The following is a 26,811-nucleotide window of genomic DNA, read 5'->3' on the forward strand; positions in this document are numbered from 1 at the left end:
TATCGGACAAAGCCCATTTCGGATCGTTCGGTTTAGCGTTGCGCCAGGGCAACACTGGCCGATTGCAGCGGGTGCGCGGCGTCGGTTGCCAAGGTCAGTTTGTAGCTGCCCGCGGCCTGCCGCCACCGGCCGGCTTGCCAGCGCGTCAGCAGGCGCGCATCGGCCGATATCGTCACGGTTCGCGTCTCGTGCGGCGCCAGCGCTTCCCGGCTCCATCCGGCGAGTCTCAACGGACTACCATCGGGCAAAGTCACGTAGAGCTGGGGCACCGCGACGGTCGCGCGGTCGCTTTGATTGGTGACCGCAACCGTCACGCTAGGCTTGGCCCCGCCGGTGAAGCGGGCCTTGGCATAACTCACCCTGGCATAATTGAGGCCATAGCCGAACGCGAACAGCGGCTGGCTGTTCTGCGCCGCATACCAGCGGTAACCGACATTGGCGCCTTCCTTATAATCGACATCGAACGATGCGACCGGCTCGGCGGTCCCCGAACCGGCGTTGCTCGCGGCGTCGTTCTTCAGGCTTTCCAAGCCGATAGGCCCGGAGCGCGGTAGCTGCGCAGACGCGCGCGGGAAGGTCATCGGCAAGCGTCCGGTCGCGTCGACATCGCCGAACAGGATCCGCGCGATCGCTTCGCCGCCGCGCTGGCCGGGATACCAGGCCTCGACAACTGCCGGCACGCGATCGATCCAGGGCATCAGCACCGGGCCGCCGGTCTCGAGCACCACCACCGTCTTCGCCTGGGCCGCGGCGACCGCGTCGATCAGCGCATCCTGATTGTCGGGCAGCGCGATGTCGCGATTATCCTCGGCCTCGGTCGACCATTGCGTAGCAAAGACGATCGCGATGTCGGCGTCGCGCGCCGCCGCTGCCGCAGCGGCGGGATCCTTGCCGTCGACATAGGAAATCCGCGCGCCCGGCGCGAGCGCCTGGATCGCCTTGAGCGGCGAGGAATTGTGATATGTCACGCGCACGAACGACATCGCCGCGCCCGATGTCAGCGGAATCTCGATCGGCACGCCGCCGACCGAACGCACCTGGCTCGACCCGCCGCCCGACAGCACGCCGACATCGGCATGGCCGCCGATCAGCACGATCTTCTGCGCGCGCTTGGCCAGCGGCAGGACATTGCCCCGGTTCTTGAGCAGGACCATCGATGCTTCGGCCACGCGCTGCGCCACGTCCGCATGTGCCGCATAATCAATAGGTTGCACCGCCGCCGGCGATGGATCGTCATAAAGGCCACTGGCGATTACCCCGGTCAGGATGCGACGCACCATCTCGTCCAGCCGCGCCACTGGGATCGTGCCGTTCGCGACCGCGGCGGCGAACGGCGCGCCGAAATAGATTTCCTTGTCGAGTTCCTGGCCCGATTCCTGGTCGAGACCCGCCATCGCCGCCTTGACCGTCGAATGGACTCCGCCCCAGTCGGACATCACCCAGCCGGGATATTTCCAGTCGTCGCGCAATATCTTGGTCAGCAGGAAGCGGTTCTCGCACGCCCAGTCGCCATTGACCTTGTTATAGGCGCACATCACCGAGCCGGGCCGGCCGTCCTTCACCGCGATCTCGAACGCGAGCAGGTCGCTCTCGCGCAACGCCGCTTCGTCGATCCGCGCGTTGAGAATAGTGCGGCCGGTTTCCTGCGCGTTGAGCGCGAAATGCTTGACGGTCGAGACGATATGGTTCGATTCGACGCCGCGTATCGCAGCGGCGACGAGCGTGCCGGCGAGCAGCGGGTCTTCCCCAAGATACTCGAAATTGCGCCCGTTCCAGCCGTCGCGCGTCAAATTGACCCCGCCGGCGAGCAGGACGTTGAAGGTCTTGGCGCGCGCTTCCGCCCCGGCCATCGCGCCGCCGGCATAAGCCAGCTTGGGATCGAAGGTGGCGGCGGTGGCGAGGCCCGAGGGCAGTGCCGTCGCGACGTCGTCGGTGCGCAGGTTCATCTGGTTGGCGACGCCCAGGCTGGCATCGCTCTCGCGCAAGGTCGGGATGCCGAGCCGCGGCACGCCGGGCACATAGCCGGCCGAGGGAACCATGTCGGCGGGGCGGGGATCGATCTTGTTGGGGAACAGTCCGTGGATATAGGTCAGCTTCTCCTGAAGCGTCATCGCCTTGACCAAAGCCGCGGCGCGCGCCGCGGCCGACAAGCTCTTGTTGCGCCAGGGTTCTCCGATGCGATTCGTTGCACCCGCGCTGGGCTTCTGCCCGGCATCGCGCGCAGCGAGCGCGGCCGGCAGACTGACGCAACCGATGCAGATCAAGGCGCCAAACAGACGAGACTTCATCGCGGATTCCTCAATCCATGTGGCAAAAAAAGCGGCCGCCGCAGCTTGCGGCGGCCGCTAGCCCGCCGGCGCGAGGCACGGCGGGGGAGGATTCGAGAATCGGAAAAATAGGGGAGGCAAAAGCGTCGGACGGCAGGGCTCGCGCGGCGATCATCATCCCTCTCCCCTCTTTCGGTTTTTCCGAAATGCTTGACGTAGATCGCCAAGACCGACATCGATGTCAACGAGTTTCGGCGAGCGACGCCTGCAGAACGATAAGGGGTGGAGATGATTCGTAGGGGAGCGCCGTTGGCCGGCTTTGCCATGGCCGCTTTGGCACTTGGAACGCCGGCATCGGGACAGACCACGTCCTCTGCTCCCGCTGACGCATCTCCCGCCGCCCCATCCAGCGTCGCGAACCCGGCGACCTGGCCCGCGATCAAATCGCCGGTGCGCGAAGATCCGGTCGTCGAAGACAAGATCACCCAGTTGATCGCGCGCATGTCGCTCGAGCAGAAGGTCGGCCAGATCGTGCAGGGCGACATCGCCTCGATCACACCCGACGATGTCCGCAAATATCATCTCGGCTCGGTGTTCAACGGCGGCAATTCGGACCCGGGCGGCAAGTACAACGCGCCCGCCAAGGACTGGCTCGCGCTCGCCGATGCCTTTTGGGACGCGTCGACCGGCGACGATCCCAAATTGCCACGCATCCCGGCGATCTGGGGGATCGACGCGGTGCACGGTCATTCGAACATCGTCGGCGCGACGCTGTTCCCGCACAATGTCGGGCTCGGCGCGATGCGCGATCCGGCGCTGATGCGGCGGATCGGTGAAGTGACCGCGATCGAGATGCGCGTGACCGGCATCGATTGGACCTTCGCGCCGACCATCGCCGTGGTCCGCGACGACCGCTGGGGCCGCAGCTACGAGGGGTTCGGCGAAGTCCCCGAGATCGCCGCCAGCTATGCCGGACCGCTGGTCACAGGGCTGCAGGGCAAGATCGGCTCCAGGGACTGGCTGAAGGGCCCGCACGTCATCGCCACCGCCAAACATTTCCTCGGCGACGGCGGTACCAAAGACGGCAAGGACCAAGGCGACGCTCAGGTGTCGGAAGCGCAGCTCCGCGATCTGTTCGCGCCGCCCTATGAGGCTGCGATCAAGGCCGGCGTGCAGTCGATCATGATCAGCTTTTCGAGCTGGAACGGCCGCAAGATGACCGGCAACCACAGCCTGTTGACCGGCGTCGTCAAGGATCGCTGGAATTTCGACGGTTTCCTGGTCAGCGACTGGAATGCCCATGCCCAGGTCGAGGGATGCACCGCATCCGACTGCCCGCAGGCGATCCTCGCCGGGCTCGACCTCTACATGGCGCCGGACAGCTGGAAAGGCATCTGGGAATCGACCCTGCGCGAGGTGAAAGCGGGAACGATCCCGATGAGCCGGCTGGACGACGCCGTTCGCCGCATCCTGCGGGTCAAGTTCCGCGCCGGCATCTTCGAGGCGAAACGGCCGTCCGAACGCCCTTATGCCGGCCAATATGACCAGCTCGGCTCGCCCGATCACCGCGCGGTCGCGCGCCAGGCCGTGCGCGAATCTTTGGTGCTGCTGAAGAATGCGGGCTCGCTGCTGCCGCTGAAGGCTGGCGCCGATATCCTCGTCGCCGGAGACGGCGCCGATAATGTCGCCAAGCAGGCCGGCGGCTGGACATTATCGTGGCAGGGCACCGGCACCCGCCCCAGCGACTTTCCCAATGCCACCTCGATCTGGCGCGGTATCGAGAATGAGGTCAAGGCCGCCGGCGGCAAGGCCAGCCTGTCGGTCGACGGGCAGTTCGCGACCAAGCCGGATGCCGCGATCGTCGTTTTCGGCGAAAATCCCTATGCCGAATTCCAGGGCGACCGCAGCGACGTGGCGTTCGACGACCCCGCCACGATCGACAATCTGGCGACGATGAAGCGGTTGAAGGCGGCAGGCGTGCCGGTGGTCGCGGTGTTCCTGTCGGGGCGCCCGCTCTGGGTGAACCCCTATCTCAACGCATCGGACGCGTTCGTCGCCGCCTGGCTGCCGGGATCGGAAGGAGAAGGCGTCGCCGACCTGCTGTTCGGCAAGGCCGATTTCCGCGGCAAGCTACCGTTCAGCTGGCCCAAGCGCCCCGATCAGGCACCGCTCAATGTCGGCGATCCCGGGTATGATCCGCTCTTCGCTTATGGTTTCGGCCTCAGCACGCGCGACAAAGGCGATCTCGCCCCGCTGCCGGAAGATCGCGGCACGCTGAAGGGCGACCGCAACATCCTGTTCGCCCGCGGCAAGCCGACCAACGGCCGACACTTCCTGTTCGGTGCCGATGGCGCGCTGTCGGCCGATCCGGATCCGGCGCTGATATCGGCGCGGTCGGCCGATCGCGGGGCGCAGGAAGATTCGGTCAGGATCGCCTGGACCGGCAAAGCGAGCGCGACGGCGGCTTTGGTCGGCGAGCCGGTCGACTTGACGCGCGAGGCCAATGGCGACGTCGCATTGGTCATCGACCTCAAGGTCGACGAGGCGCCGACAGCTCACGTCCTGCTGGGCGGCAGGGACGTGACCGCGCGGCTGACGGCGCTGGCGGCCAGCAAGCAATGGGGCCAGATCGCCGTGCCGCTGCGCTGCCTCGTCGGTACGCCGCTCGACCGTGTTACCCAGCCGTTGACGCTGACCTCGGCGGGCCGACTCGACCTGACGATCTCCGCCATCCGCTTCGCCTCGCCGCCGGAAGGGGTGGTCGATTGCCGCTGACCCTCGCCATTGCATGGGGGATGAGGCCGGCTAGAATCCTCTTCGTGACGTCCCGGCCTTGCTTCCGCGCCAATTGGTATTATCGCACCGCCTCACCGGCCGATCGGCTGGCGGACATTTGCATGGCATGAAGACGGTCACCATCAAGGACGTCGCGGAACGCGCGGGCGTGTCGCCCAAGACGGTGTCGCGCGTCATCAACGATGAAGTGCACGTCCGCCCCGAAGTGCGCGAACAGGTCATGCGCGTGGTCGCGGAACTCGATTACCGGCCCAATGCCTTCGCGCGCGGATTGTCGAGCGCCAAGTCTTTCCTGATCGGGATGTTCTTCGACGATCCCGCCTCGGTCTATGCCGCCGACCTGCAGCGCGGCGCGCTCATCCGCTGCCGCGCGCTCAGTCATCACTTGCTGATCGAACAGGTCGACCGCGTCCAGCCCGATTGGATGGCGCGGCTGGATGCCACCTTGCGCACGGTAAAGCTGGCGGGCGCGGTGCTCACCCCACCGATCTGCGACTGGCCGGACCTGATCGACATGCTCGAGGCGAACGAAGTGCCGATCGTCCGGATCGCGCCCGGCGACGCACTCGACCGCACGCCGCAAGTTCGGATGGACGACCGCGCCGCGGCGCGTGAAGTAACCGAGAAGCTGATCGCGCTCGGCCATCGCGATATCGGCTTCATCAAGGGCAATCCCACCCACAGCGCGACCGTGCGGCGGTGGGAAGGGTTTTGCGACGCCATTGCCGCCGCGGGGATAACGATCCCGCCGAAACGCGTGCTGCAGGGAGATTTCACGTTTCGCAGCGGCCTGATCGCGGCGGAGGCGATCCTGGGCGAGGGCGAGCGGCCGACCGCGATCTTCGCCAGCAATGACGAGATGGCGCTGGCCGCATTGGTCGTCGCCATGCGCCATCAGATCGCGGTTCCCACTGCCTTGTCGATCGTCGGGTTCGACGACGCGCCGGTGTCGCGCATGGCCTGGCCACAGCTCAGCACCGTGCGCCAGCCCAATCCGGAAATGGCGGCGGCGGCGATCGATCTACTGATCGGGCCGGGACAGCAGACCCGCGACGGCAGCGCCTGCGTCGAACTGCCCTACGAATTCATCGAACGCGGGAGCCTCGCGGCGATTCCGCGGAACTAGGTTTCTGCGCGGCTGACAGGCGCGCGCTTTCCTGCAGCAATACCGTCACCAGCCGCATCCGCACGCTGGAGCGCGACCACACGATACCGATACGCCGCCCGATCCGCCGCTCCGGCAGTTGCAGGCGAACGATGTCGATCCCTTCGGGCCAGGGTGGGGTCCAATCGGGAACGATCGACACGCCCAGTCCGCGATCGACCATCATCGCGATCGCATTCAAGGCATTGAGCTCGAACCGCTCGCGCGGGACGATGCCGAGTTCGTTCAGATAGACCTCGGCCGACCGACCGCCCCATTGATTGCGGTCGTAGCGTATCAGCGGTTCCTCGCGCAGCAAGTCGAGCGGATCGCGGTCGGCCAACGCGCGCGGCGCCAGCACGATCAACGGTTCCTCGCGCAACAACAGCCAGTCGCAGGTCTTGGGCAGCGGATAGGGCGCTTCGAGCACCAAAGCCGCGTCGAGTTTGCCCGCTTCGACATCGACGAAGAGCTGCGCCGAATTGCCCGACTGGATGTGGATGTTGACCTGGGGAAAGGTCTTGCTCACCGCCGCCAGGATATCGGGCAGCAGGCCGGTCAGCGGCGTGGTGCAGGCGCCGAGCCACAATTCGCCGGTCACTTCGCCTTCCTGCGCGATACCGCGCAGATCGGTCGCGTCGCGCAGCAGCTTGCGCGCAGGCGCCAGGACGCGCGCGCCCTGTTCGGTCATCCGCATCGTCCGGCCGACGCGGAGCAGCAAGGGGGCGCCCATCTCCCGTTCGAGCGCGTGGAGCTGCTGGGCGACCGCCGACGCGCTGATGTTGAGCACGCGCGCCGCGGCGGCCATCGATCCCTGGTCGACGACCGTGACGAACGTCCTCAGGAAGCCGGTGTCGATAGTAGCGACTCCTCCGATTGCGCCTTGCCGCGACGTGGCGTGAAGATCGTCAGACCCTCGAGCGAATGGCTGGGCGGCGGGAACAGGAAGCTGGCGACATAGCCGATCGCGATCGACGAGGCGATTGCCAGCGCGAGATAGAGATAGGGGTGGACGAGGCCGAAAATCCACACGACGAGCGTAATGATCGACGCCAGCACGATGCCGATCGCCACGCCCTGCCAATTGGCGCGCCGGGTGAACAGGCCGAGCGTATAGGCGCCCGCGCAGCTGCCCCCGAACAGACCGAACAGCTCGATGGTCAGGTCGAGTAGCGAGTGGATGTCGAGCCGTGAAAGGATGATCGCGATGGCGATCCCGACCAGGCCGACGCCGACGCTGGTGATCTCGGCGAAGCGGACGATCTGGCGCTGGCTGCGCCCGGGGATCAGCCGGTCGTAGAAATCGACCGACAGCAAGGTCGCGACGCTGTTGATGATGCCCGACAGCGTCCCCATCGCCGCCGCGATCAGGCCGGCGATGATCAGCCCGACCACGCCATGCGGCAGCTCGGTGCCGATGAACGAGGGAAACACCGTGTCGATCGGCAGCAGCGGATTGAGCTGCCCCGGATGGACCCGGTAATAAGCGAACAGCACCGTGCCGATCATGTAGAACATGAACGCACTGGGCAGCAGCACCGCCGCGAACAGCCAGACTGAGCGCCCCGCGGCCTTTTCCGATGGCGTCGCCAGCACGCGCTGCATCAGCACCTGATCCTTGGGGAAGGTCAGCACGACGTCGAACAGGACAAGGATGGTGAACGCCCAGACCGTCGGCTGGGTGACGTCGAAGCTGAAGTTCAGCATCCTGGTCTTGTCGAACGCCGCCGCGGTATCGACGATCGTCCCGAAGCCGATCTGCCAGACGATGAAGCCGATCGCGAACAGCGCACCGCAAGTCAGTACCAGCACCTGGAAGACGTCGGTCCACACCACCGCGCGCATCCCGCCGAGCGCGGTATAGACGATGGTGAACAGGCCGACGACGACGATGCACGCGACGATGTTGGTGTCGGTGATCGTGCCGATCGCCATCGCCGGCAGAAACAGCACGATCCCCATCCGGCCGCCGATCTGCATCATGATCCACAGCGCGCTCGACAGCATGCGGATCGCGGGGTGAAAGCGCTGTTCGAGATAGTTGAACACCGACACCAGGTTCAGGCGGCGGAAGATCGGCACGACGAAGACGGCGACGAACATCAGTCCGAACACCGTCGTCATCTTCGACATGATATATTCCCAGTCGGTCTCGAACGCCTTGGCCGGGACCGCGAGATAGCTGATCGAGCTGATCGAACCGGCGAACATGCTGATCCCGGCGGCCCAGAACGGAATGGTGCGTGAGCCGAGGAAGAACTCGCTCGATGAACCCTGCTTGGCGCGCCGGTAGAAGGTCAGCCCGATGCCGAGCATGCCGAACAGATAGACGCCGATGATCGCCATATCGATCGGCGCGATCGACTGGCGCGCAGACTTGAGCGTCAGCGCCGAGAAAGCGAGGCCCTTGCCGTCGCGCCAAGCCGACAGAATGCCGTCGCCCTGGCTGACGGCAGCGACTGGCGGGTGCGACAGCACCGACCCCAGAGGTGACCAGGCGTCGGTGATCGCGCTGTAGCTGTAGAGGCGCGCGCCGTTCGCGCCGCCGATGAGATAGAGCAGATAGGCCTGACCGATCGCGCGCGCTGAGCCCGGAACGACCGCACCCGGCGCCGGCGCGCCCGCGCTCCAGCCCTTGAGCCGTATCCAGCGCCATTGCTGGCCGCCCGTCAGGGTGACGAAGATGCCGCCATTCTGTGCCGCGAGCGCAGTGGGCACGCCGCCGCCGGGCCAGGCGTCGAGGGGCTTCCAGGCGTCCGCCGTGGTCCAGTCGAGGCGAAGTAGATGCGCCGCGCCGCGGGCGTCTGTTCCGGCCACCAATACGGCGTCGGGTTCGAAAGCGGCAGTGGCGGACGTGAGCGACATCGGCAGTGGCGGCAGGATGCGCAGCCTGAGGTCACCGCCCGAAAAATGGAGCCCGGCGACCAGTTGAACCCCTCCGTCATCGCCGCGGCCGATGAGCAACGTACGGCGGCCGTCGCTTATGACCGTCAGCAGACGCCCAAAGTCTATATGCCCCGCATATACCGCCGACCAACCTCGCGGCCCCAGCACGAATGCGCGCTTGCCGCCCATATCGATCGCTACCGGACGACCATCGATCGCCGCGAGCAGGACCGGTCCAGAACTCGGCAGCGTCGGCAACCGTGTCGCGACCGTCGACATCGGCGGCTCGGCAAAAGCCGGTCCTGCGACTCCGATCAGCAGGCAGGCGGCCAGCAACAGCTTGAGCAGCGCGCGCATCAGGCGTCGCCCGCACGGCGAAGCGTTTCGCGTGCCGCGGCGACCGCGGGGGCATCGGCCATCGCGCCGTCGAACAGGAATGCGCCATGGCCGCGCGCGCGGGCCTCCGCCGCCGCCGCCAACAGGCGCCGAGCGCGCGCCACGTCGCCGCCTTGGTCGAACACCTCATTGGCGATCGCCACCTGGCGCGGATGGATACAGCTTTTGCCGGGATAGCCGAGGCTGCGCGCGAGCTCGGCCTCGGCGCGGAACCCCTCGTCATCGGCAAGATCGGGCCACGCCCCGTCAAAGGCGAGCCGCCCGTGCTCACCTGCCGCGAGCCGGATCGACCACAACGCGGCATGGACGTGGCGAAGGTCGTGCCGGTCCACGCCGAGCGACGCGAAAAGATCGTTGAGCCCGACCTGCAGCCCGATCACCCGCGGATGCGCGCCGGCGATTCCGGCGGCTTGGGAAATCCCGCGCGGGGTCTCGATATTGACCAGCAAACCGGCGGCGATGCCGGCCGATTCCATTTGCACGGCGACCATCCGCACCGCGGCCGGCGAGCCCGCCTTGGGGAGGTTGACGCAGTCGACGCGGAGGCCGGCCAGCGCGGCCAGGTCGTCGGCGAAAAACGGGCTTTCGAGCGCGTTGATCCGGACGATCATCCGCTTGGCCGATGAGAGGACAGCGTCCGACCGCAACCATTCGGCCAGCCGCGAGCGTGCCGCCGCCTTGTCGCCATCGGGCACGGCATCTTCAAGGTCGAACGACAGCGCGTCGGCATCGCTCGCCAAGGCTTTGGCGAAGAATTCGGGTCGCGAGCACGGCACGAACAACTTGCTGCGCATCGCAGCTCCCTCCCATGTCGCCGCACCTTGCGCGATGCGGTCGACCGGTCTGTAGCGCGGGAAAAGCGCTTAGTTGCTGCGTTCACAGCACAGGAAAACTGTCGTCTCACCAAGCCGAACCGTAGCCAGGCTTGGGTCGGAGAACCACAGAAAATCTTGGGTGTGAACGTAGCAGTCTGCCGCTTTTGCGTGCCTCGGCCTCGCTTTAGGCTGCTGAAAAAATACGCCGGGGAGGATTTCCAATGAACAATCATGCGCGTCTGACGCTTGCCGCCGCTCTGCTGTCGAGCGTCGCTTTGCCGGCCTTTGCCCAGGCCGGTCCCGATCCCGCCGCCGCGACCGAACCGCAGACCGCGAGTGCGGCGGCACCCCTCGACGGTCAGAACAGCTCCACTGGCCAGCAGGACAGCGCGGAGGATCGCGGTGAGATCGTCGTCACCGGCAGCCGCTCGCCCAAGGCTGTCGACAAGATCGCGGGTGCGGTAACCGTCATCACTTCGGCCGAAGTGAAGCGGTCGCTGACGATCACCGAGGACGCCACCGCCATCCTGGCCCGCTCGGTGCCCGGCTATTCCGAATCGAACCAGACGATGAACACGCTGGGCGAGACGATGCGCGGCCGCACCGCGCTCTACATGTTCGATGGCATTCCGCAGTCGACGCCGCTGCGCGACGGCAGCCGCAACGCGACCTTCACCGACATGGCGACGATCGAGCGGATCGAAGTGATCGGCGGCGCCTCGGCGGCCGAAGGGATCGGCGCCGCCGGCGGCATCATTAACTATATCTCCAAGCGCGCGACCGAACCCGGCACGCATTTCGGCGTCTCCGGCCGCTTCGGCACCCAGTTCGACGACGACAGCTCGGTGTGGAAGGTCGGCGCGACGATCGCGCACAAATCCGACGCCATCGATATCTTCGCCGCCGCTTCCTATCTCAGCCGCGGCATCACCTATGACGCCAGGGGACGCCGTATCGGCCTCAGCGCGTCGAGCTCGCTGGCCGATTCGAAGCAGATCGATTTCTTCCTCAAGGTCGGCAAGGATTTCGGCGCCAACGATTCGCAACGGCTCGAGGCCGAGGCGAGCTATTTCAAGCTCACAGCCAATGGCGATTATCATTATGTCGCCGGCGTCCGTCCCCCCGCGGGCAAGGACCAGACCACGGGCATTCCCGATACTGCCGAGCCGGGTCCGCCGGTCGATCCGCTCACCGGCCAATTGCTGTTTAAGCCCGACTTCAACCGCTTCCAGCAATATGCGGTCAACTACACCAACAAGGATCTGGTCGGCGGCAGCCTGGTCGCGACCGCTTATTACGCCAAGCAGGAGATGCGTTTCCCCGGCGACAACGCCATCGACAAGCAGGATCCGAAGATCGATCCGACCGGCAAGCTTTACGATCAGTCCGAGATCCTCTCGAAGAAATACGGCCTGCGCACCTCGTACACGCACCCCGATTTCCTGCTGAAGGGGCTCGAACTGCGGTTCGGCGTCGACCTGGTCCACGACCAGACCCAGCAATATCTCGCGGTGACCAACCGCGTCTGGGTGCCGCCGATGAACTACACCAGCTTCGGCCCCTATGTTCAGCTCGAATATGAGATCGGCCCGATCACGCTGAGCGGCGGTATGCGCCACGAGGACGGCCGGGTGAAGGTCGACGACTATACCACCACCGCCTATCGCAACAGCGTGTTCGTGAAGGGCGGCACGCTCAAGTATAAGAACGATCTGTTCAACGCCGGCGCGATCGGTCGGCTGGGCAGCGGCTTCTCGGTCTATGCCACTTATGGCGAGGGCTTCACTTTGCCCAATTTCGGCATTCCGCTGCGCAACGTGAACGTGCCGGGCAAGTCGGTCGAAGGGTTGCTCGACCTCGAGGCGGTGATCTTCAAGAACAAGGAAGTGGGCTTCAACTGGCGCGGCAAGCAGGGCAGTTTCGGCGTGTCCTATTACCAGTCCAAGTCGGCCCTTGGATCCAGCCTGTCGATCGATCCGGTGACCAAGGATTATGTCCTCAACCGCAAGCCGATCAAAATCTACGGCATCGACGTCACCGCCGAGTTCCGGCCGACCTCGACCCTGCGGTTGAATGCCTTGTTCAGCCACGTCATCGGCAAGACCACCAAGGCCAATGGCATCACCTCACCGCTTGACGTCCAATTGGGCATCATCAACATCGCCCCCGACAAGCTCAACGGCCAGATTTCGTGGCAATTCAACCCACAAGGGTCGGTCTCGTTCGGCGCCAGTCACCTCTTCAGCCGCGACCTCAACACGATCAACGAGCATACCAAGGGCTATACTTTGTTCGACGCAACGGCCAATTATCGCGTCGATCAGGTCGGCACCTTCTCGCTCGGCGTCGAGAATCTGTTCAACAAATTCTATTTCCTGAGCTCGTCGCAGATCGATATCTATCAGAATTATTTCGCGGGCCGCGGACGGACGGTGTCGTTGACGTTCAGCCGCAATTTCTAAGGCGAGAAGAGCCGTGGGCGATCGCTCCAAACCGTCGGTGCTGATCGCCGGCTCCGCCAATGCCGATTTCGTCGTCCGAGCCGCCCGCATTCCCGCGGCCGGCGAGACAATGCTCGGCGGCGATTTGGCGATCTTTCCAGGCGGCAAGGGCGCCAACCAGGCGGTCGCCGCTGCCCGCGCCGGCGGCGTTGCCACCAGGATGGTAGCGGCGCTCGGCGATGACGATCTCGCGCGCTTGATCGCCAATTCCCTGACCGGCGCCGGCGTCGAGCTCGACGTCCGTGGCTCGTCGCGATCGACCGGGGCGGCGCTGATCACCGTGTCCGACGAGGGCGAGAATGCGATCACCGTCGCGCCCGGCGCCAATATGGATCTCGGTCCCGGCGATCTGCCCGATCTCGACGGTGTCGCGTGGCTGGTGATGCAGCTCGAAACGCCGCTCGACACGGTTGCGGCTTTCGCTCGAGCCGCGCGCGATCGCGGGATCAAGGTGCTGCTCAACGCGGCGCCGGCACGCGCATTGCCCTCCGCCCTGCTCGCGGCAGTCGACCTGCTGGTCGTGAACGAGGACGAGCTTGGCGCGCTGGTCGGTGCCGAGGGATCGATCGCCGAACGGCTCGCGCGCAGCGAGGTCGCCATTACCGTGGTGACGCTGGGCGGCCGCGGCGCCTGCGCACGCATCGGCAAGGACTATGCGCTCCAGCCAGCCTTCGCCGTCACGCCGGTCGATACCACCGCTGCCGGCGACACCTTTTGCGGCGTGCTCGCCGCGGGCCTTGCGGACGGTCTCGACGTGCCGGCCGCTTTGGCCCGCGCCGCGGCGGCCGGCGCGCTCGCCACCACGAAAGCGGGCGCGCAATCGAGCATCCCGTCGCGCGCCGAACTGGATGCGTTCATCGCCACTGCGCGTCAGCATGGTCAGGACGACCTCGCCGCTTATTGTGGCCTGGCCCCGGCAGCGAATTGAAGAAAGTCCCATGACCAACCCGATCCGCACGACCAGCGACGTCAAATTCTCGCACGCCCTCACCGGCCCCTATCTGCCGACGCCAGGCAAGGTGCCCGGCTGGCCGTTCCAGGAAATGGGCCGTTGGAAGATCGATGCCGATGGTGCCGCCGACGAATGGGTGCAGGGGCTGATCGAATGGCGCCGCGAGCATCTGATCCGGATCGGCTTCGACGACGAACTTTACCGCCGCCCCGAACTGCAATGGTCGCAGGCCAACTTCGTCCATCATCTGCTGATGGTCGAGGATCGCTATTTCTACGATCCCGACACCGGCCGCTATACGGTCGACCGCTATCTCGACGATCTCGAGGCGCGGCTCGGCACGATCGACAGCGTGCTGCTCTGGTATATCTATCCCAATATCGGGATCGACGACCGCAGCCAGTTCGACCTGGTCGACGCGCTCCCCGGCGGGATCGATGGACTGAAGCAAGCAGTCGCCGACTTCCACCGCCGCGGGGTCAAGGTGTTCCTGCCGACCATGCCGTGGGACAATGGTACGCGGCCGGGCGACGCGCCCGATTGGGAACGGATGGCGGCGATCGTCGCCGCGACCGGCGCCAACGGCATCAACGGCGACACCTATAGCGGCGTGCCGCTCGCCTTTCACAAAGCGTGCGAGGCGGCGGGCGGTGCGGTGGTGCTGCAGCCCGAGACGACGGCGCAGGCGGGCGACCATATCCTCAGCTGGAACCTGCAGAGCTGGACCAAGCGCGTCCCCGACGAGAGCATCCCGACGGTGCTCAAGCTCAAATGGCTCGAGCCCAGGCACATCATCAATATCGAGAACCGTTGGAGCCGCACGCGGACCAACGACCTGCAGCACGCCTTTTTCAACGGCGTCGGTTACGTCGCCTGGGAGAATGTGTTCGGCTTCGTCAACCAGTTCACGCCGCGCGACGCCGAGACCTTGCGCCGGGTGGCGATGGTCCAGCGCTTTTTCGCGCCGCTGATCGTCAGCTCCGACTGGCGGCCCTATGAGCGGACACTGCAGGCCGGAATCTTCGCCAGCCGCTTTCCGGGCGACGGGCGGGCCTTATGGACGCTGATCAACCGCGCCGAATATGCCATTGATGGCGAGCAGCTTGCGGTGCCGCACAAGGCGGGCACGCGCTATGTCGATGTCTGGAACGGTGCCGCGCTCGATCCACGGATCGATGGCGACCGGGCAATCCTGACGCTCGACATCGCCGGACGCGGCTTCGGCGCGATCCTCTCGATTGCCAAGGACGAGACCGTCGCGGGCCTCGATGCCTTCCTGGCCGAGATGCGCGACCGCGCCGCCACCCCGCTCGCCTCGATTTCGGCGAGCTGGAGTTCGGCCAAGCAGGAGCTCGTGCCGATCGCGCCGACCGCTCGTCACGCCGACGCACCCGACGGCATGGTGCCGATCCCCGCCGGCGAATTCGACTTCGCGGTGCATGGGATCGAGATCGAGGGCTACGCCGCCGACGGCGTCGATGTGCAATATCCTTGGGAAGACAGCCCGCGCCGCCATCATCGCCGCCGCATGGCGATCCATGCCTTCTGGATCGACCGCTTCCCGGTGACCAACGCCCAGTTCAAGGCTTTCCTCGACGCCAGCGGCTATGTCCCCGCCGATGACCGCAATTTCCTGCGCCATTGGCAGGACGGCGCGCCGCCCGCCGGATGGGAGAACAAGCCCGTCACCTGGGTCGCGATCGAGGATGCGCGTGCCTATGCCGATTGGGCGGGCAAGCGCCTGCCGCGCGAATGGGAATGGCAATATGCCGCGCAAGGGAGCGACGGCCGTTCCTATCCCTGGGGCAATGAATGGGACGAGGCGGCGGTACCCGCGCCATCGCTCGACCGCGTGATGCCGGTGCCAGCCGATGTCGACGCGCATCCTGCCGGCGCGAGTCCGTTCGGCGTGATGGATCTGGTCGGCAACGTCTGGCAATGGACCGACGAATATCGCGACGATCGCGTCCGCGCCGGCGTCCTGCGCGGCGGCAGCGCCTATCAGCCCCAGACCTCGCATTGGTATTTCCCCCAGGCCTATCGCCTCGACGAACACGGCAAGTTCCTGCTGATGGCGCCGGCCAAGGATCGTTCGGCCGGGATCGGATTCCGTTGTGCCGCCGATCGCTGAACCGGCAATGCGCCTCGCCCCGCTCGGCGCGGTGACGCTGGGCGGGCTGCTGGGCGAGGCGGTCGAGGCCAATCGCACCGGCAGGCTCTCGCACTTCATCACCGACGAACACAGTCCGGCGATCGCCTTGTTCGCCCCCGACATCGTGGCGCGCGACGAGGAAGGCGATTGGTATGGCGAGCATGCCGGCAAATGGCTGGTCGCGGCGACGCGCGCGGCGGTGCGCGCCGGCGACGACGCGCTGCTGGCGCGCGTGGTGCGCGTCGCCGATTATCTGATCGAGCAACAGGATGCCGATGGCTATCTCGGCAATTACGCGCCGGCGCGCCGCTTCATGGTGCCGCAGCCGCCCAAGCCGGTTACCTGGGATGGCGCGCCGGCGCTACGCACCTGGGATATCTGGACGCATTCCTATCTGATCCTGGGCCTGGTCGAGTTGTGGAAAGCGGCGGGCGAGGATCGCTATCTCATCGCTGCCCGCCGTATCGGCGACCTGTGCTGGCGGACGCTGAGCGAGGACGGGATCGCGATCACCGATCTCGGCAACCATTTCGGCCTGTCGGCCACGGTGCTGCTCGATCCCGCGGTCGACCTCTATCTGGCGACCGGCGAGCAACGCTATCTCGACCTGGCGCGCCTCGTGCTCGATCAGGCCGAGCGCGAGCCGCGCAATCGGCTGCTTAGCATGGCGCTGGCCGGCGCCGACCCGTCGGAGATCGCCACCGGCAAGGCCTATCAATTGCTGTGGAACCTGGTCGGTCTCGCCAAGCTCCATCGCGCGACCGGTGAGGAGCGCTACCTCACTGCCGTCCGCAACATCTGGCAAGCCGTGCGCGCGCATCACCTGACCTTGGGCGGCGGACCCTGGGGCGGCGTCGCGCATCGTTCGCGCGAGGTGTTCAACCCCGCCGGCGTGTTCAGCCCCGAAGCCTATGTCGAGACCTGCTCGACCATGGCCTGGATCCAGCTCAACCGCGAATTGCTGGTGATCCTGGGCGACGCCGCCTTCGCGCAGGAGATCGAGCGCAGCGCCTATAACGACCTGCTCGGCGCCCAGGCGCCCGACGGCGAGGATTGGTGCTATTATTCCTTCCCCAACGGCCGACGCACCCACACGACCTATTGGCGCTGCTGCAAGTCGAGCGGCGCGATGGCGCTCGAGGAGCTGCCGGCGATCGCCTATGGCGTGACCGCCGACGGCGCGCTGGCGGTCAATTTGCTTGGTGCGTCCCTCGCCGACATCGCATTGCCGAACGTGGGTAAGATCCGGCTTCGCCAGGAAACGCCTTACCCGTTCGAGGGACCGATCAGGATCGAGGTGACGCCGGCATCGCTGGCGTATTTCGCGATCCACGTCCGTATCCCCGATTGGGCCGAGCACGCCACGCTTCATATTGGGGACGAGAGCGTCGCCGCGACGCCCGGCAGCTATGCCCGGATCGAGCGGTATTGGGCACCCGGCGACGTGATCAGGCTCGACTTACGCATGCCGCCCAAGCTGCATCGCGCGGTTCAGCGCAACGTTCAGGAATCGCTGGCGCCGGGTGGCGAACCAGTCGCGCAGGAAGTGATGCGCTACGATTTCATCGCGCTCACGCGCGGGCCGCTCGCTTATGCGACCGGACTGATCGACGGTTTCAAGCGCGGCGAGACGGTACGGTTCGTTGGCGCGCCGGTCGCGGTCGCGGATGGCGATACCGTCCGCCTGGAGCCCGAAGGCCGCGCCCCGATCGTGTTCGAGCCCTGGTACCGCGCGGGTGGACGGCACGACGGCGCGTGGCGACTGACCTGGCTCGGCCTGGCCGACGATGCGGAGGCCGGCGCGTGACCGGAGACGCCTTTCCTGCACAGAGCCGGCGCGCGATGATCGCCGGCGGCGCCGCGTTGCTCGCGACCGGCGCGGCGCGGTCGGCCGGCGATCCGTTGGTGACCTGCCGCGCTGGACGTTTCCTGGGTCGACGGCAGGATGGCGTCGCCTCGTTCCGAGGCATCCGCTACGGCCAGGCTCGGCGCTTCGCGGCGCCCGTCGCGGCACCGCTGGTGCGCGAGACAATCCCCGCGACCAAATCCGGCCCGGCTTGTCCGCAGCGCGGCAAGCGCCGGCCGCAAGCCGAGGATTGCCTGTTCCTCAACCTGTGGACGCCCGCGCCAGACGCTCGCGTGCGGCTGCCGGTATTCGTGTGGATCCATGGCGGCGGCTATGCCTATGGCAGCGCCAACGACCCGATCACCGATGGCGGCGGACTCGCCGCGGCGGGCGATGTCGTCGTGGTGACGGTCAACCACCGGCTCAACGCGCTCGGCTATCTCTATCTCGCGCGGCTCGATGCGGCATTTCCCGACAGCGGCAATGCCGGTCAGCTCGACCTGATCGTCGCGCTGCACTGGGTGCGCGACAATATCGCCGCGTTCGGGGGCGACCCGACGCGTGTGACCCTGATCGGCCAGTCGGGCGGCGGTGCCAAGATCGCGACCCTGATGGCGATGCCCGCGGCACGCGGCCTGTTCCGCCGCGCGATCACGATGAGCGGGCAGCAAGTGACGGTGTCGGGTCCGATTCACGCAACGCGTCGCGCCCGCGCCTATCTGGCCCGCCTGGGCATCAAGGAGACCGAGGCCCGGCGCCTGCTCGATCAGCCGGTCGAGACGCTGATCGAGGCGCTCGATGCCGACGATCCGGTCGAGCACAGCACAATCTATTTCGGCCCGGTCCTCGATGGCCGGTCGCTGGCACGCCATCCCTTCTGGCCCGATGCGCACCCCGATGGCCTCGGCGTCGATGTGATGCTCGGCGGCACGCGCGACGAAACCCGCGATTTCTCCGATCCCGCTTCGCCCGAGATGCGCGGCCTGAGCTGGGATGCCCTGCCCGACCGCATCGCCGCCGAACTGCCGGTCGACTTGCTGCCCGAAACGGTGGTCCGCGCCTATCGCGCGCGCATGCCGGCCGCTTCCCCGGCGGACATCTTCTACGCCGCGACGACCGATGGCCGCAGCTGGCGGCCGCAGATCATCGAGGCCGAGGCGCGCGCTCGCGCCGGTCGTCCGGCGTTCGTCTATCAGGTCGATTTCCAGTCCCCGACCAACCCCGATCGCGGCGCGTTCCACGGCGTGGATATCGGACTGGTCTTCGGCACGTTCGATGCGCCTTATGCCTGGACCGGTAGCGGCCCCGAGACGAGGATGCTGTCGCGCTTGATGCAGCGGCGTTTCGTCGCCTTCGCCCGCACCGGCCGCCCCGATCTGCCCGGATCGCCCGCCTGGCCCGTTTATGACGAAAACCGCCGGGCGACGATGATCTTCGATGTCGCCAGCCGGGTCGAGAACGACCCGCGCCGCTGGCAGCGCGAATTGTTTGCCCCCGCCCCTTATACCCAGCCGGGAACCTGACCTTGACGAACGCCTCCTCTTCTTCCCCGTCCGCGTTCGACAATCCCGCGCGCACCGGCCCCCGCGGGCCGCTCTCGGGTATCGGCGTACTCGACCTCAGCGCCTATATCGCCGGGCCCTATGGCTGCTCGCTGCTCGCCGATCAGGGCGCCGACGTGATCAAGATCGAACCCCCGGCGGGCGATAATCTGCGCAACTACCCCTCCACGCTCGAGGGCGAGAACCGCGCTTTTCTCGGCGTCAACCGCAGCAAGCGCGGCATCGTGCTCGACCTCAAGGACGAAGCCGACCGCGCGCGGCTGCTGGCGCTGGTCGCGCAGGCCGACGTGCTGGTCCACAATTTCCGCCCCGGCGTGACCGAGCGGCTCGGGATCGGCCATTCGCAACTCGAGGCGATCAACCCGCGGCTGATCTATTGCGCGGTCACTGGTTATGGCGAGGAAGGACCGCTGCGCGGCAAGGCCGGGTACGATCAGGTGCTCCAGGCGATGACCGGGATGTGCGTGCTGCAGGGCAAGCCGCCAGTGCCCGAACTGACTTATGGCTCGCCGGTCGATTATTATGCCGCCGCCCTGGTCGCGGCCGGCGTCTCCTCGGCACTGTTCGAGCGCGAGCGTAGCGGCAAGGGGCAATATGTCGGCGTGTCGCTGCTCCGCAGCGCGCTGACGATGCAATCGGCGCGGATGATCCAGGCCGAGGGGGAGGCGCACGACATCTCGCGCGACATGCGATCGGGCGGGATCACCGGTCTCCATCCGACCGGCGACGGCTACCTCTATCTGTCGGCCAACACGCCGCATTTCTGGAATGCCTTGTGCGAGCGGACCGGGCTCGAGGCGCTGGCGCGCGATCCGCGCTATGACAGCGTCCGCAAGCGCGCCGAACATGCCGCCGAGCTCGTCCCGCTGCTGCACGCCGCGCTCGCCAAGCGGAGCGCGCTCGAATGGGAAGAGGTGTTCGGCGAAGCGGTGCCCTGTTCCGCCGTGCACCATATCGAGGAAATGTTCGACCATCCGCAAGTGCGCGCCGAGGGAATGGTGACGAGCATCGCGCACCCCGTGCTCGGCCGCTATCGCGGCGTCGCGCGCGCCATCAAGTTCGCGCGCACGCCGGGTCCCGAACCGTTCGCGGCACCGATGCTCGGGCAGCACGATGGTGATGTGCCGGCGGTGCCGTCAGGCGACGAGTCCCCGCCTGGCCTGGCCTGATCGCCGACTGGGCAACGCCCGCTTCATAGACAAGCGAGAAGCGCGGTGGCGAGAGCCGAGGTCGCTTCGCGCCGGAGCCTCGATCGGAACCGCAATCGCGTCCGCTGGTTGTACTAGCCAATCAGAACAGGAGCGGAACAATGCTTGGAACGATCCTTATCATCATCCTGGTACTCGCCTTGGTCGGCGCTCTCCCGACCTGGGGTCATAGCCGCAATTGGGGATATGCGCCTTCGGGCGGATTGGGACTTGTCGTCGTCATCCTGATCATCCTCCTGTTGCTTGGCAGGCTCTGAGTATCGCCGATCGGCCAACGCCGGGAAATAGATTCATAGTGTTGGAACCGGGCAACGGCCCCGCCGGTTATCGTGGGGCAGTAAAGGAGAGGCGTAATGGCAGACGATGATAAAACGACCGTGATCGAGAGAGGCGGTAGCGGAGGAGCGATTGCTCTGCTCGCCGTCGTCTTGGCGGTAATCGCCGTGGTCTTGTTCCTGATGTTTGGTCAGAACATGCTCAGCAACACGAAAAAGGTCGATGCCGACATCAAGATCGACACGCCGGCGAAACCGTAACTTGTTCTGGGGACCGGCTTTTCCAATGCCGCCGGTCCCGTCAATCGGGACTCACTTCAGACCGGACGACCTTCATTGCTGACGTCATTGAGGAAAACGCTTCATCCAGCGCAATGATGCCGCGCTGAGATGATGCGGCCATACCGCTTTGGGATGAGCTCCTGCGGAAGCAGGAGCCCAGGGTAGCGAAGCACCAGATTACCCCGTGTTCCCGATTTTCGCAGGACGCAGGGTAATCGAGTACTTCATTGGGCCCTAGCGTTAGAAAGCCGTGATGCCGTTGGGCGTGCCCAGGCCGGTCGGCCCGTCATAGCCGGCGCGAGCGGTGCAGAAATAGGTGCCCCCGCAGCTGCCGTTGCTGCCCGACGTCACATCGTACAGCGCGCCCGTATTGGCATAAGGATTGCTACCATAGGTCACCCCGCCACCATTGGCGCCATAGACGCCGCCGATCAACGGTGCCGCCACGCTGGTACCGCCAAAGACCAGCCAAGTCGGCTTACCACCATTGCCCGGTCCGTAGACGGCGACGCCAGTGGCCGGATCTGCCACCGCCGCGACATCGGCTTCCATGCGCATGGAGCAGCCACCGTCGAGCTGCCAGTTGGGCTTGGCATAGATGGTGCTGCACCCGCTGCCCGCACCGGCCCACACCGTCTCACCCCAGCCGCGCGCGCTGGTGTTGCGCTTCAGCGTCGTGCCACCGACCGCGATGACGTGCGGCGAGGATGCCGGGAACTGTACGCCATACCCGCTATCGCCGGAACTGACGGTGACCGCCACGCCGGCATGGTCGTATGCCGATTCATAGGCCTGCGATCCGCTTTCGCCACCGCCATAACTGTTGCTGATAACGTGCGCCCCAAGCGACGCCGCGGTGTTCTCCGCCGCCGCCAGATTGCTGAAGCTCGCCGAATTTGCCTGGACCAGGATGATCTTGCATCCCGGGCACATCGCGCTGACCATATCGAGATCGAGCGCGGTTTCCTGTGCCCAGCCGTTATTCTGGCGCGGATAATTGCCCTTCACGCCGGACTGGTTGTACTTGGTGAAGCAGCCGTTCGCGGTGGTGCAGGCGGGAAGCCCATAGGTTGCGCGATAGGTCGCCAGATCGCTCTCCGCATTGGCATAACCATAAGCATCGACGATCGCGACCGTCGTCGTGCTGCTGCCCTGCGCGGAGACGTTATAGGCGGCCCGCAAGTCGGCCGGACCGAAGCCCGACGGAACGACATTGGGCGCCGCATCGCGTTCGATCGGCTTGCCCTTGTCGTCGGTGACGATGCGCGCGTGGCAACGTGCCGTTCCCGGACCCGCGGCCCCCGGGCAAACCGCGGCGTGATAGACGTTACCGGACTTCAACAGCCCCTGGGCGGATTGCGCCTGGAGACTCATCGGAATCCCCGTCAGGAGGGCGAAGGCCGCGATCGAAGCAGCAAGACGTGCCATGTCTGTCCCCTTTGTCGACATCAGGTCGAAACATGCGAGCCTCTCACGCCGGTGCCGCCGCCGTAAATATATCGATGGATATAGTCCGAGGGACGACACGGGCGAATATCGTGCGCGCAATCCGGACTGGCTCAATTCGCTGCCGCCGGAAAGCCGGTGTCCCTCAGTTCATCCGTGCGAGCAAATCGTCTACACCGCAACTGGCGAAGCTCGCGAAATTGTCGGCGATTCCGAACGGTAGCAGCAACGTGCGATCATGGACGATCGCGCCGCAGCCATAGACGACATTGGGGACATAACCGCTGCGTTCCTCGGGGCTGGGCCGCAGGATCGGTTCGGGCGTGCGCGCAAGCAATCGGGTCGGGTCGGCCTTGTCGAGCAGGCAGGCGCCCATGCAATAATTGCGCATCATGCCGACGCCGTGCGTGATGACCAGCCAGCCCTCGTCGATCTCGATCGGCGAGCCGCAATTGCCCATCTGGATGAATTCCCACGGATAGCGCGGCCCGATGAGCTTGGTGCCGCCATTCCAGGTGGTGATGTCGTCCGATACGATCAGCCACAGATTCTCATTGTCCTGGCGGCCGATCATGTTGAAGCGGCCATCGACGCGGCGCGGGAACAGCGCCATGCCCTTGCTCTGCGGCACCGATCCCTTGAGCACCGTCATCTCGAACGTGTTGACGCCGGTGCCGCGGAACAGCTCGCACCGTGCATTGCGGCCGTCGAACGCGGTATAGGTGCCGAGGAAGCTCGGCGTGCCGTCCTCTTCGGTGAACCGCACCATGCGCAGATCCTCGATCCCCTGGCGCTGGCTGGCGGTGATCGGAAACAGGACGCTTTCCGAAGGCTCCTTGCTTCCCTCGCAGATGATCCGCGTCGTGCCCGACGTGCCGCTCTCATCCGGCCCTTCGATCCGCGGGGACGTGACCCAGGGACTCGGATCGTCGACCTGGAAACCGGTGCTCGCGCTCCAATTGCCGGTGCGGAAAGTAACCGAGGAGACGTGACCTTCGCCGATGCCGCGCAACGAGAGGATGAAGTTCAGGCCGTCGGCCGGCGCGTCATCCTGGTTCATCCGTAACACGATGCTGGGGTTGAACAGGGCTGCCGCCTCGAACGAATATTCGGCGCTGAGATAGGCACCGATCAGCAGCTGCTGCTCCGGGTTCGCCGTGACGTCTTCCGGCAAGCTGTCGCGCACAGCCTCGAACCGGCGCGTCAATATGGTCTCGACATTGCGATGCCGCTCGGACAGCGACGCGACCACGGTTTGACAATCCTTGCTGCAGCTGGCCGTATCGAGCGACAGCACGCGCTCGATCACCGTGCGCATGCGGGGATGCGCGGCATCGCGGAACGGTTCGGGATAATCGACGCTGAACGGTTTGATCACCGTGCGCGACGGGTCGGGGTGCAAATGGAGGCCGGAGAAAGTGAACAGATCGTCGCTCATGCGGTCGGTCTCCGTGCGGGGACGACGGGCGGTCGCCGGGATGGGTGATAGGCCAAATCGAAATGATCGGCGCCCCCTCAAACGCCGTATTGCGCGACAGGCTCCCTCGCTATCGACACGGTCCGACGAACGAGGCCTTGCGATGCCCGAACGCAAAAAGAAACCGTCGCCCCGGCGGAGGCCGGGGCCGTTGGCCGCATCACGACATCGCGGCCCCGGCCTCCGCCGGGGCGACGACATGGCGTCCTCCGACGCCGCCCCTTCCGCTATTACCCGCTCAGCTCAGAAAGCGTAGCTGACCGACACCCTGTACGAGCGACCGAAGATCGGACGCACGTCGGGAAGCGCAGCGCCCGGGCCGGCAAGGAAGCGTGGATTGCCTTCGGTCAGGCCGTGCGAGTTGGTCAGGTTGTCGCCCGAAATCTGCAGCGTGTAGCCGTTCACCTTCGCGCGCAGCCCGGCGCTCAGCGTGGCGTAAGCCGGCAGCAACTGGGTATTGGCGAGATCGCTATACCGTTTCCCGATCGCTTCATACGTGCCGTAGAACGTGATGTCGGACTTGTCCGAGAAGCGCGCGGTATAAGTCGGCGTGAAGCGCACCTGATAGGACGGGATACGCTGCGCTTTCTTGCCGTCGAAGTCCGGGATGTTGGGCGTGTCGGTCTTGGCATCTTCGAGCACGGCATTGCCGATGAACCCGAAGCCGCTGGCGCTGTGATACGACGCGTCGAATTCGATACCCTTGGTCTTCGATCCGGCGATCTGCGGCGGCACGCCGACATCGTTATACACCGCGCCGACGACCTTGTCGTAGAAGCCGGTCACCGCCGCTTCGAACCCGCCGCCACGATATTTCACGCCGCCTTCGTACGACCGCACTTTCCAGTTCAGATCGAGCCGCGGTCCGGTATTGCCGAGTTGCGAGCGGACATCGTCGAACGATGGCGAGTGATAGCCCTGCGAGACGCGAGCATAGACGTCGAAATTGCGGGTCGCGCGATAGTTGAGTCCGACCGTCCACGGCGTCGCCTCGCGGCTGATCTTCGCCGAATCGGGCAGGCCATTGCCCGTGATGTGGAAGTCGATATCGGTCCATTGATGGCGGATGCCGGCGTCGAGGCGCAATGCGTCGGTGATGTTGAACGAATCCGACACATAGATCGCGTTCACCGTGGCGCGACCGCGATCCGAAATGGCGAAGGCCGACAGTGCGCCGTTGTTCAGGTCGACCAGATCGCCCGAGCCGCCCACTTGCATCCAGCGATTGCCGCCCAGGCTCCAGGCGTCGTCCGAGGTGAAGTGCGAGAAATAATAGCCGAGGTTGAGCGTGTTCGGGCCGGTCTTGAAATTGACCACCGCCTCGTTCGAGACGTTCTGGAGTTTCTTGTCGACCCACCACGACCCGAATTGCTGCACATAGTCGGTCGGCGCGAGCGTCTGGCCGGTGTTGATCGTGTGGACGAGCGTTTGGCCGGGATTGCCCGCCGTCGCGAGCGCATTGGCCACGGTGATCGCACCCGCGCCTTGCGGGACGAGCCCCGTCGTCCGCAGCGTGCCGCTGGTGAACCCGAACCGGTCGGTGAAACTGATCCCGCCGCCAAAGTCGTAATCGAGACTGGCGCCGGTGACGACGCCCTTCCAGCCGCGGCCATCGGCCAGGTCGACGCGCTCGGTCGCCCCGCTGCCCGCCGAGCCCGGCGAGATGATCGTCGCGTAACGCGTATATTGGTTGAGCTGGTTGTACGTGCCGCGATCGATGCCGGGCACGTTCGCCGCGAACGGCAGGAACCATTCGCCGTGATCGTCGGTGTAGCGGGCGAAGATGTTGAACTTGCCGTGCGAGAACTTCTTGGTGATGTTCGCGGTGATCTGCTGGCCGCGCTCGGTGTTGAAGCCGGCACTGCGCACCGTGTCACCGCGCGACACGTACCCGCCGACCATATAATAGAGATCGTCGGCGAGCTTGCCGCTGAGCCAGCCGTCGACTCGCCAGGCGCTGTAGTCGGTGATCGAGGCGCCGATGCTGCCCTGCGTTTGATCATGACCTTCGCGCAGGCGGAGGTTGGTGGTGAGGCCGGGCTGGCCGTCCGAATAAAGCGACGCCGGGCCACCATTGACGCCTTCGATCCCCGCGACGGTTTCGTCGAGGCGGACAATGCCGGTCTGATCCATGAACGACAGGCTGCTCGATCCATAGACCGGCACGCCGTTGAACTGCATCGTGACGAACGGCGCGTCGCCGGTGCTCGGGATGCCGCGGACGAAGATGTTGGAGGTGCCGACGCCGCCCGAGCTCTCGACCCACACGCCGGGGATCGACTTGAGCACGTCGCCCGAGCTCTTCGGCGCCTGGAGCTTGATATCGTCCGCCGACAGCGTCGTCACCGAATAGCCGGCTTCGAGCTTGTTGATGCCGTTACCCGCGGCGCGGCCGGTGACGATGATGTCGGGCAGATCGGCGGGCGGCGCGGTGTCCGCAGCCTGCGCGGGATCGGCGGCCGGCGCCGCGGCGGGCGTCTCCTGCGCCGCGGCCGGATGGGCCAGGGCAATCGCCAGTGCGAACCCCGACACAGCAACGAAATTGCGATTGCGCGAAACCATCATGATCCTCTCCTGCCGCTGCCTTCCTGCTCGGGAAGTGCCTGAGGACGGGGTCTACACACGAATGAATTGCATTTCAATACACCGTTACATAAGCGTATTATTATAATAGTTCCTTATATATCAACGATATAGCCTAAGGAGATAGGTGGCGGATGTGGCAGAGATGTCACAGCGCCTGCAACGAAATTTCAGACCGCTATCGGGGCACAAAAGGCGTGCCGCGCGCTTTATCCCGTCATCG

The 26,811-nt window shown here is 65.6% G+C and carries 17 protein-coding genes; 10 read left to right on the forward strand and 7 right to left on the reverse strand.

Features of this window, described 5'->3' with window-relative positions; translation table 11 throughout:
• Nucleotides 1–32: 32 nt before the first annotated feature.
• Nucleotides 33–2,288 (reverse strand): beta-glucosidase, encoded by a 2,256-nt coding sequence (locus AC1DRD_RS17695; RefSeq protein WP_478042366.1) that lies wholly within the window; start codon nucleotides 2,286–2,288, stop codon nucleotides 33–35.
• Nucleotides 2,289–2,555: 267 nt separating this feature from the next.
• On the opposite strand from AC1DRD_RS17695, the gene AC1DRD_RS17700 reads away from it, so the two are divergent.
• Entirely contained in the window at nucleotides 2,556–5,042 is a 2,487-nt protein-coding gene (locus AC1DRD_RS17700; RefSeq protein ID WP_478042367.1) for a glycoside hydrolase family 3 protein, read from the forward strand.
• 127 nt (nucleotides 5,043–5,169) lie between these two features.
• Nucleotides 5,170–6,189, forward strand: a complete 1,020-nt coding sequence (locus AC1DRD_RS17705; protein WP_478042368.1) for a LacI family DNA-binding transcriptional regulator — start codon at nucleotides 5,170–5,172, stop codon at nucleotides 6,187–6,189.
• Here AC1DRD_RS17705 and AC1DRD_RS17710 read toward each other — a convergent pair.
• The 3 genes from AC1DRD_RS17710 to AC1DRD_RS17720 are packed head-to-tail and all read right to left on the reverse strand — an operon-like array spanning nucleotide 6,149 to nucleotide 10,283.
• Nucleotides 6,149–7,015: a LysR family transcriptional regulator gene (locus AC1DRD_RS17710; protein ID WP_478042369.1), complete on the reverse strand. Its 867-nt coding sequence runs from the start codon at nucleotides 7,013–7,015 to the stop codon at nucleotides 6,149–6,151. The genes AC1DRD_RS17705 and AC1DRD_RS17710 overlap by 41 nt on opposite strands.
• 32 nt (nucleotides 7,016–7,047) lie before the next feature.
• The gene (locus tag AC1DRD_RS17715; protein WP_478042370.1) at nucleotides 7,048–9,450 is read right to left on the reverse strand and encodes a sodium:solute symporter family transporter; all 2,403 of its coding nucleotides are present in this window, start codon (nucleotides 9,448–9,450) and stop codon (nucleotides 7,048–7,050) included.
• Nucleotides 9,450–10,283, reverse strand: a complete 834-nt coding sequence (locus AC1DRD_RS17720) for an HpcH/HpaI aldolase/citrate lyase family protein (protein ID WP_478029569.1) — start codon at nucleotides 10,281–10,283, stop codon at nucleotides 9,450–9,452. The genes AC1DRD_RS17715 and AC1DRD_RS17720 overlap by 1 nt, the downstream gene beginning before the upstream one ends.
• 242 nt (nucleotides 10,284–10,525) lie before the next feature.
• Between AC1DRD_RS17720 and AC1DRD_RS17725 the strand changes: the two genes are divergently transcribed.
• From AC1DRD_RS17725 to AC1DRD_RS17760, 8 genes are all read left to right on the forward strand, one after another.
• Nucleotides 10,526–12,766, forward strand: coding sequence for a TonB-dependent receptor (locus tag AC1DRD_RS17725; protein ID WP_478042371.1), 2,241 nt, complete (start codon nucleotides 10,526–10,528; stop codon nucleotides 12,764–12,766).
• Between the two features lie 13 nt (nucleotides 12,767–12,779).
• Complete coding sequence (locus AC1DRD_RS17730) at nucleotides 12,780–13,733, forward strand: ribokinase (protein WP_478042373.1); 954 nt, start codon at nucleotides 12,780–12,782, stop codon at nucleotides 13,731–13,733.
• 10 nt (nucleotides 13,734–13,743) lie between these two features.
• On the forward strand, nucleotides 13,744–15,888 hold the full coding sequence (locus AC1DRD_RS17735; RefSeq protein ID WP_478042375.1) for an SUMF1/EgtB/PvdO family nonheme iron enzyme: 2,145 nt from the start codon (nucleotides 13,744–13,746) through the stop codon (nucleotides 15,886–15,888).
• A 7-nt stretch (nucleotides 15,889–15,895) separates the two neighbouring features.
• Nucleotides 15,896–17,716, forward strand: coding sequence for a glycoside hydrolase family 127 protein (locus tag AC1DRD_RS17740; RefSeq protein ID WP_478042376.1), 1,821 nt, complete (start codon nucleotides 15,896–15,898; stop codon nucleotides 17,714–17,716).
• Between the two features lie 35 nt (nucleotides 17,717–17,751).
• Nucleotides 17,752–19,278, forward strand: coding sequence for a carboxylesterase/lipase family protein (locus AC1DRD_RS17745; RefSeq protein ID WP_478042478.1), 1,527 nt, complete (start codon nucleotides 17,752–17,754; stop codon nucleotides 19,276–19,278).
• Nucleotides 19,279–19,280: 2 nt separating this feature from the next.
• Complete coding sequence (locus tag AC1DRD_RS17750; RefSeq protein WP_478042378.1) at nucleotides 19,281–20,486, forward strand: CaiB/BaiF CoA transferase family protein; 1,206 nt, start codon at nucleotides 19,281–19,283, stop codon at nucleotides 20,484–20,486.
• 140 nt (nucleotides 20,487–20,626) lie between these two features.
• Entirely contained in the window at nucleotides 20,627–20,782 is a 156-nt protein-coding gene (locus tag AC1DRD_RS17755; RefSeq protein WP_478042379.1) for a DUF3309 family protein, read from the forward strand.
• A gap of 96 nt (nucleotides 20,783–20,878) precedes the next feature.
• Entirely contained in the window at nucleotides 20,879–21,061 is a 183-nt protein-coding gene (locus AC1DRD_RS17760; RefSeq protein ID WP_478029560.1) for a hypothetical protein, read from the forward strand.
• A 261-nt stretch (nucleotides 21,062–21,322) separates the two neighbouring features.
• On the opposite strand, the gene AC1DRD_RS17765 is transcribed toward AC1DRD_RS17760, so the two are convergent.
• The 3 genes from AC1DRD_RS17765 to AC1DRD_RS17775 form a co-directional block, all read right to left on the reverse strand.
• The gene (locus AC1DRD_RS17765) at nucleotides 21,323–22,510 is read right to left on the reverse strand and encodes a S53 family peptidase (protein WP_478029559.1); all 1,188 of its coding nucleotides are present in this window, start codon (nucleotides 22,508–22,510) and stop codon (nucleotides 21,323–21,325) included.
• Between the two features lie 163 nt (nucleotides 22,511–22,673).
• A complete protein-coding gene (locus AC1DRD_RS17770) occupies nucleotides 22,674–23,966 on the reverse strand; it encodes a glycoside hydrolase family 130 protein (RefSeq protein WP_478042381.1) in 1,293 nt (430 codons plus the stop codon).
• 282 nt (nucleotides 23,967–24,248) lie between these two features.
• Entirely contained in the window at nucleotides 24,249–26,570 is a 2,322-nt protein-coding gene (locus tag AC1DRD_RS17775) for a TonB-dependent receptor (protein ID WP_478042383.1), read from the reverse strand.
• Between the last annotated feature and the right edge of the window lie 241 nt (nucleotides 26,571–26,811).

The organism is Sphingomonas sp. P4_G2 (genome assembly GCF_056401155.1).

Coding starts and splice junctions, on each gene's coding strand:
- AC1DRD_RS17700 (WP_478042367.1), top strand. CDS start 2,556: ATGATTCGTAGGGGAGCGCCGTTGGCCGGCTTTGCCATGGCCGCTTTG.
- AC1DRD_RS17735 (WP_478042375.1), top strand. CDS start 13,744: ATGACCAACCCGATCCGCACGACCAGCGACGTCAAATTCTCGCACGCC.
- AC1DRD_RS17725 (WP_478042371.1), top strand. CDS start 10,526: ATGAACAATCATGCGCGTCTGACGCTTGCCGCCGCTCTGCTGTCGAGC.
- AC1DRD_RS17775 (WP_478042383.1), bottom strand. CDS start 26,570: ATGATGGTTTCGCGCAATCGCAATTTCGTTGCTGTGTCGGGGTTCGCA.
- AC1DRD_RS17705 (WP_478042368.1), top strand. CDS start 5,170: ATGAAGACGGTCACCATCAAGGACGTCGCGGAACGCGCGGGCGTGTCG.
- AC1DRD_RS17765 (WP_478029559.1), bottom strand. CDS start 22,510: ATGGCACGTCTTGCTGCTTCGATCGCGGCCTTCGCCCTCCTGACGGGG.
- AC1DRD_RS17770 (WP_478042381.1), bottom strand. CDS start 23,966: ATGAGCGACGATCTGTTCACTTTCTCCGGCCTCCATTTGCACCCCGAC.
- AC1DRD_RS17740 (WP_478042376.1), top strand. CDS start 15,896: ATGCGCCTCGCCCCGCTCGGCGCGGTGACGCTGGGCGGGCTGCTGGGC.
- AC1DRD_RS17760 (WP_478029560.1), top strand. CDS start 20,879: ATGGCAGACGATGATAAAACGACCGTGATCGAGAGAGGCGGTAGCGGA.
- AC1DRD_RS17720 (WP_478029569.1), bottom strand. CDS start 10,283: ATGCGCAGCAAGTTGTTCGTGCCGTGCTCGCGACCCGAATTCTTCGCC.
- AC1DRD_RS17715 (WP_478042370.1), bottom strand. CDS start 9,450: ATGCGCGCGCTGCTCAAGCTGTTGCTGGCCGCCTGCCTGCTGATCGGA.
- AC1DRD_RS17745 (WP_478042478.1), top strand. CDS start 17,752: ATGATCGCCGGCGGCGCCGCGTTGCTCGCGACCGGCGCGGCGCGGTCG.
- AC1DRD_RS17710 (WP_478042369.1), bottom strand. CDS start 7,015: ATGGCCGCCGCGGCGCGCGTGCTCAACATCAGCGCGTCGGCGGTCGCC.
- AC1DRD_RS17695 (WP_478042366.1), bottom strand. CDS start 2,288: ATGAAGTCTCGTCTGTTTGGCGCCTTGATCTGCATCGGTTGCGTCAGT.
- AC1DRD_RS17755 (WP_478042379.1), top strand. CDS start 20,627: ATGCTTGGAACGATCCTTATCATCATCCTGGTACTCGCCTTGGTCGGC.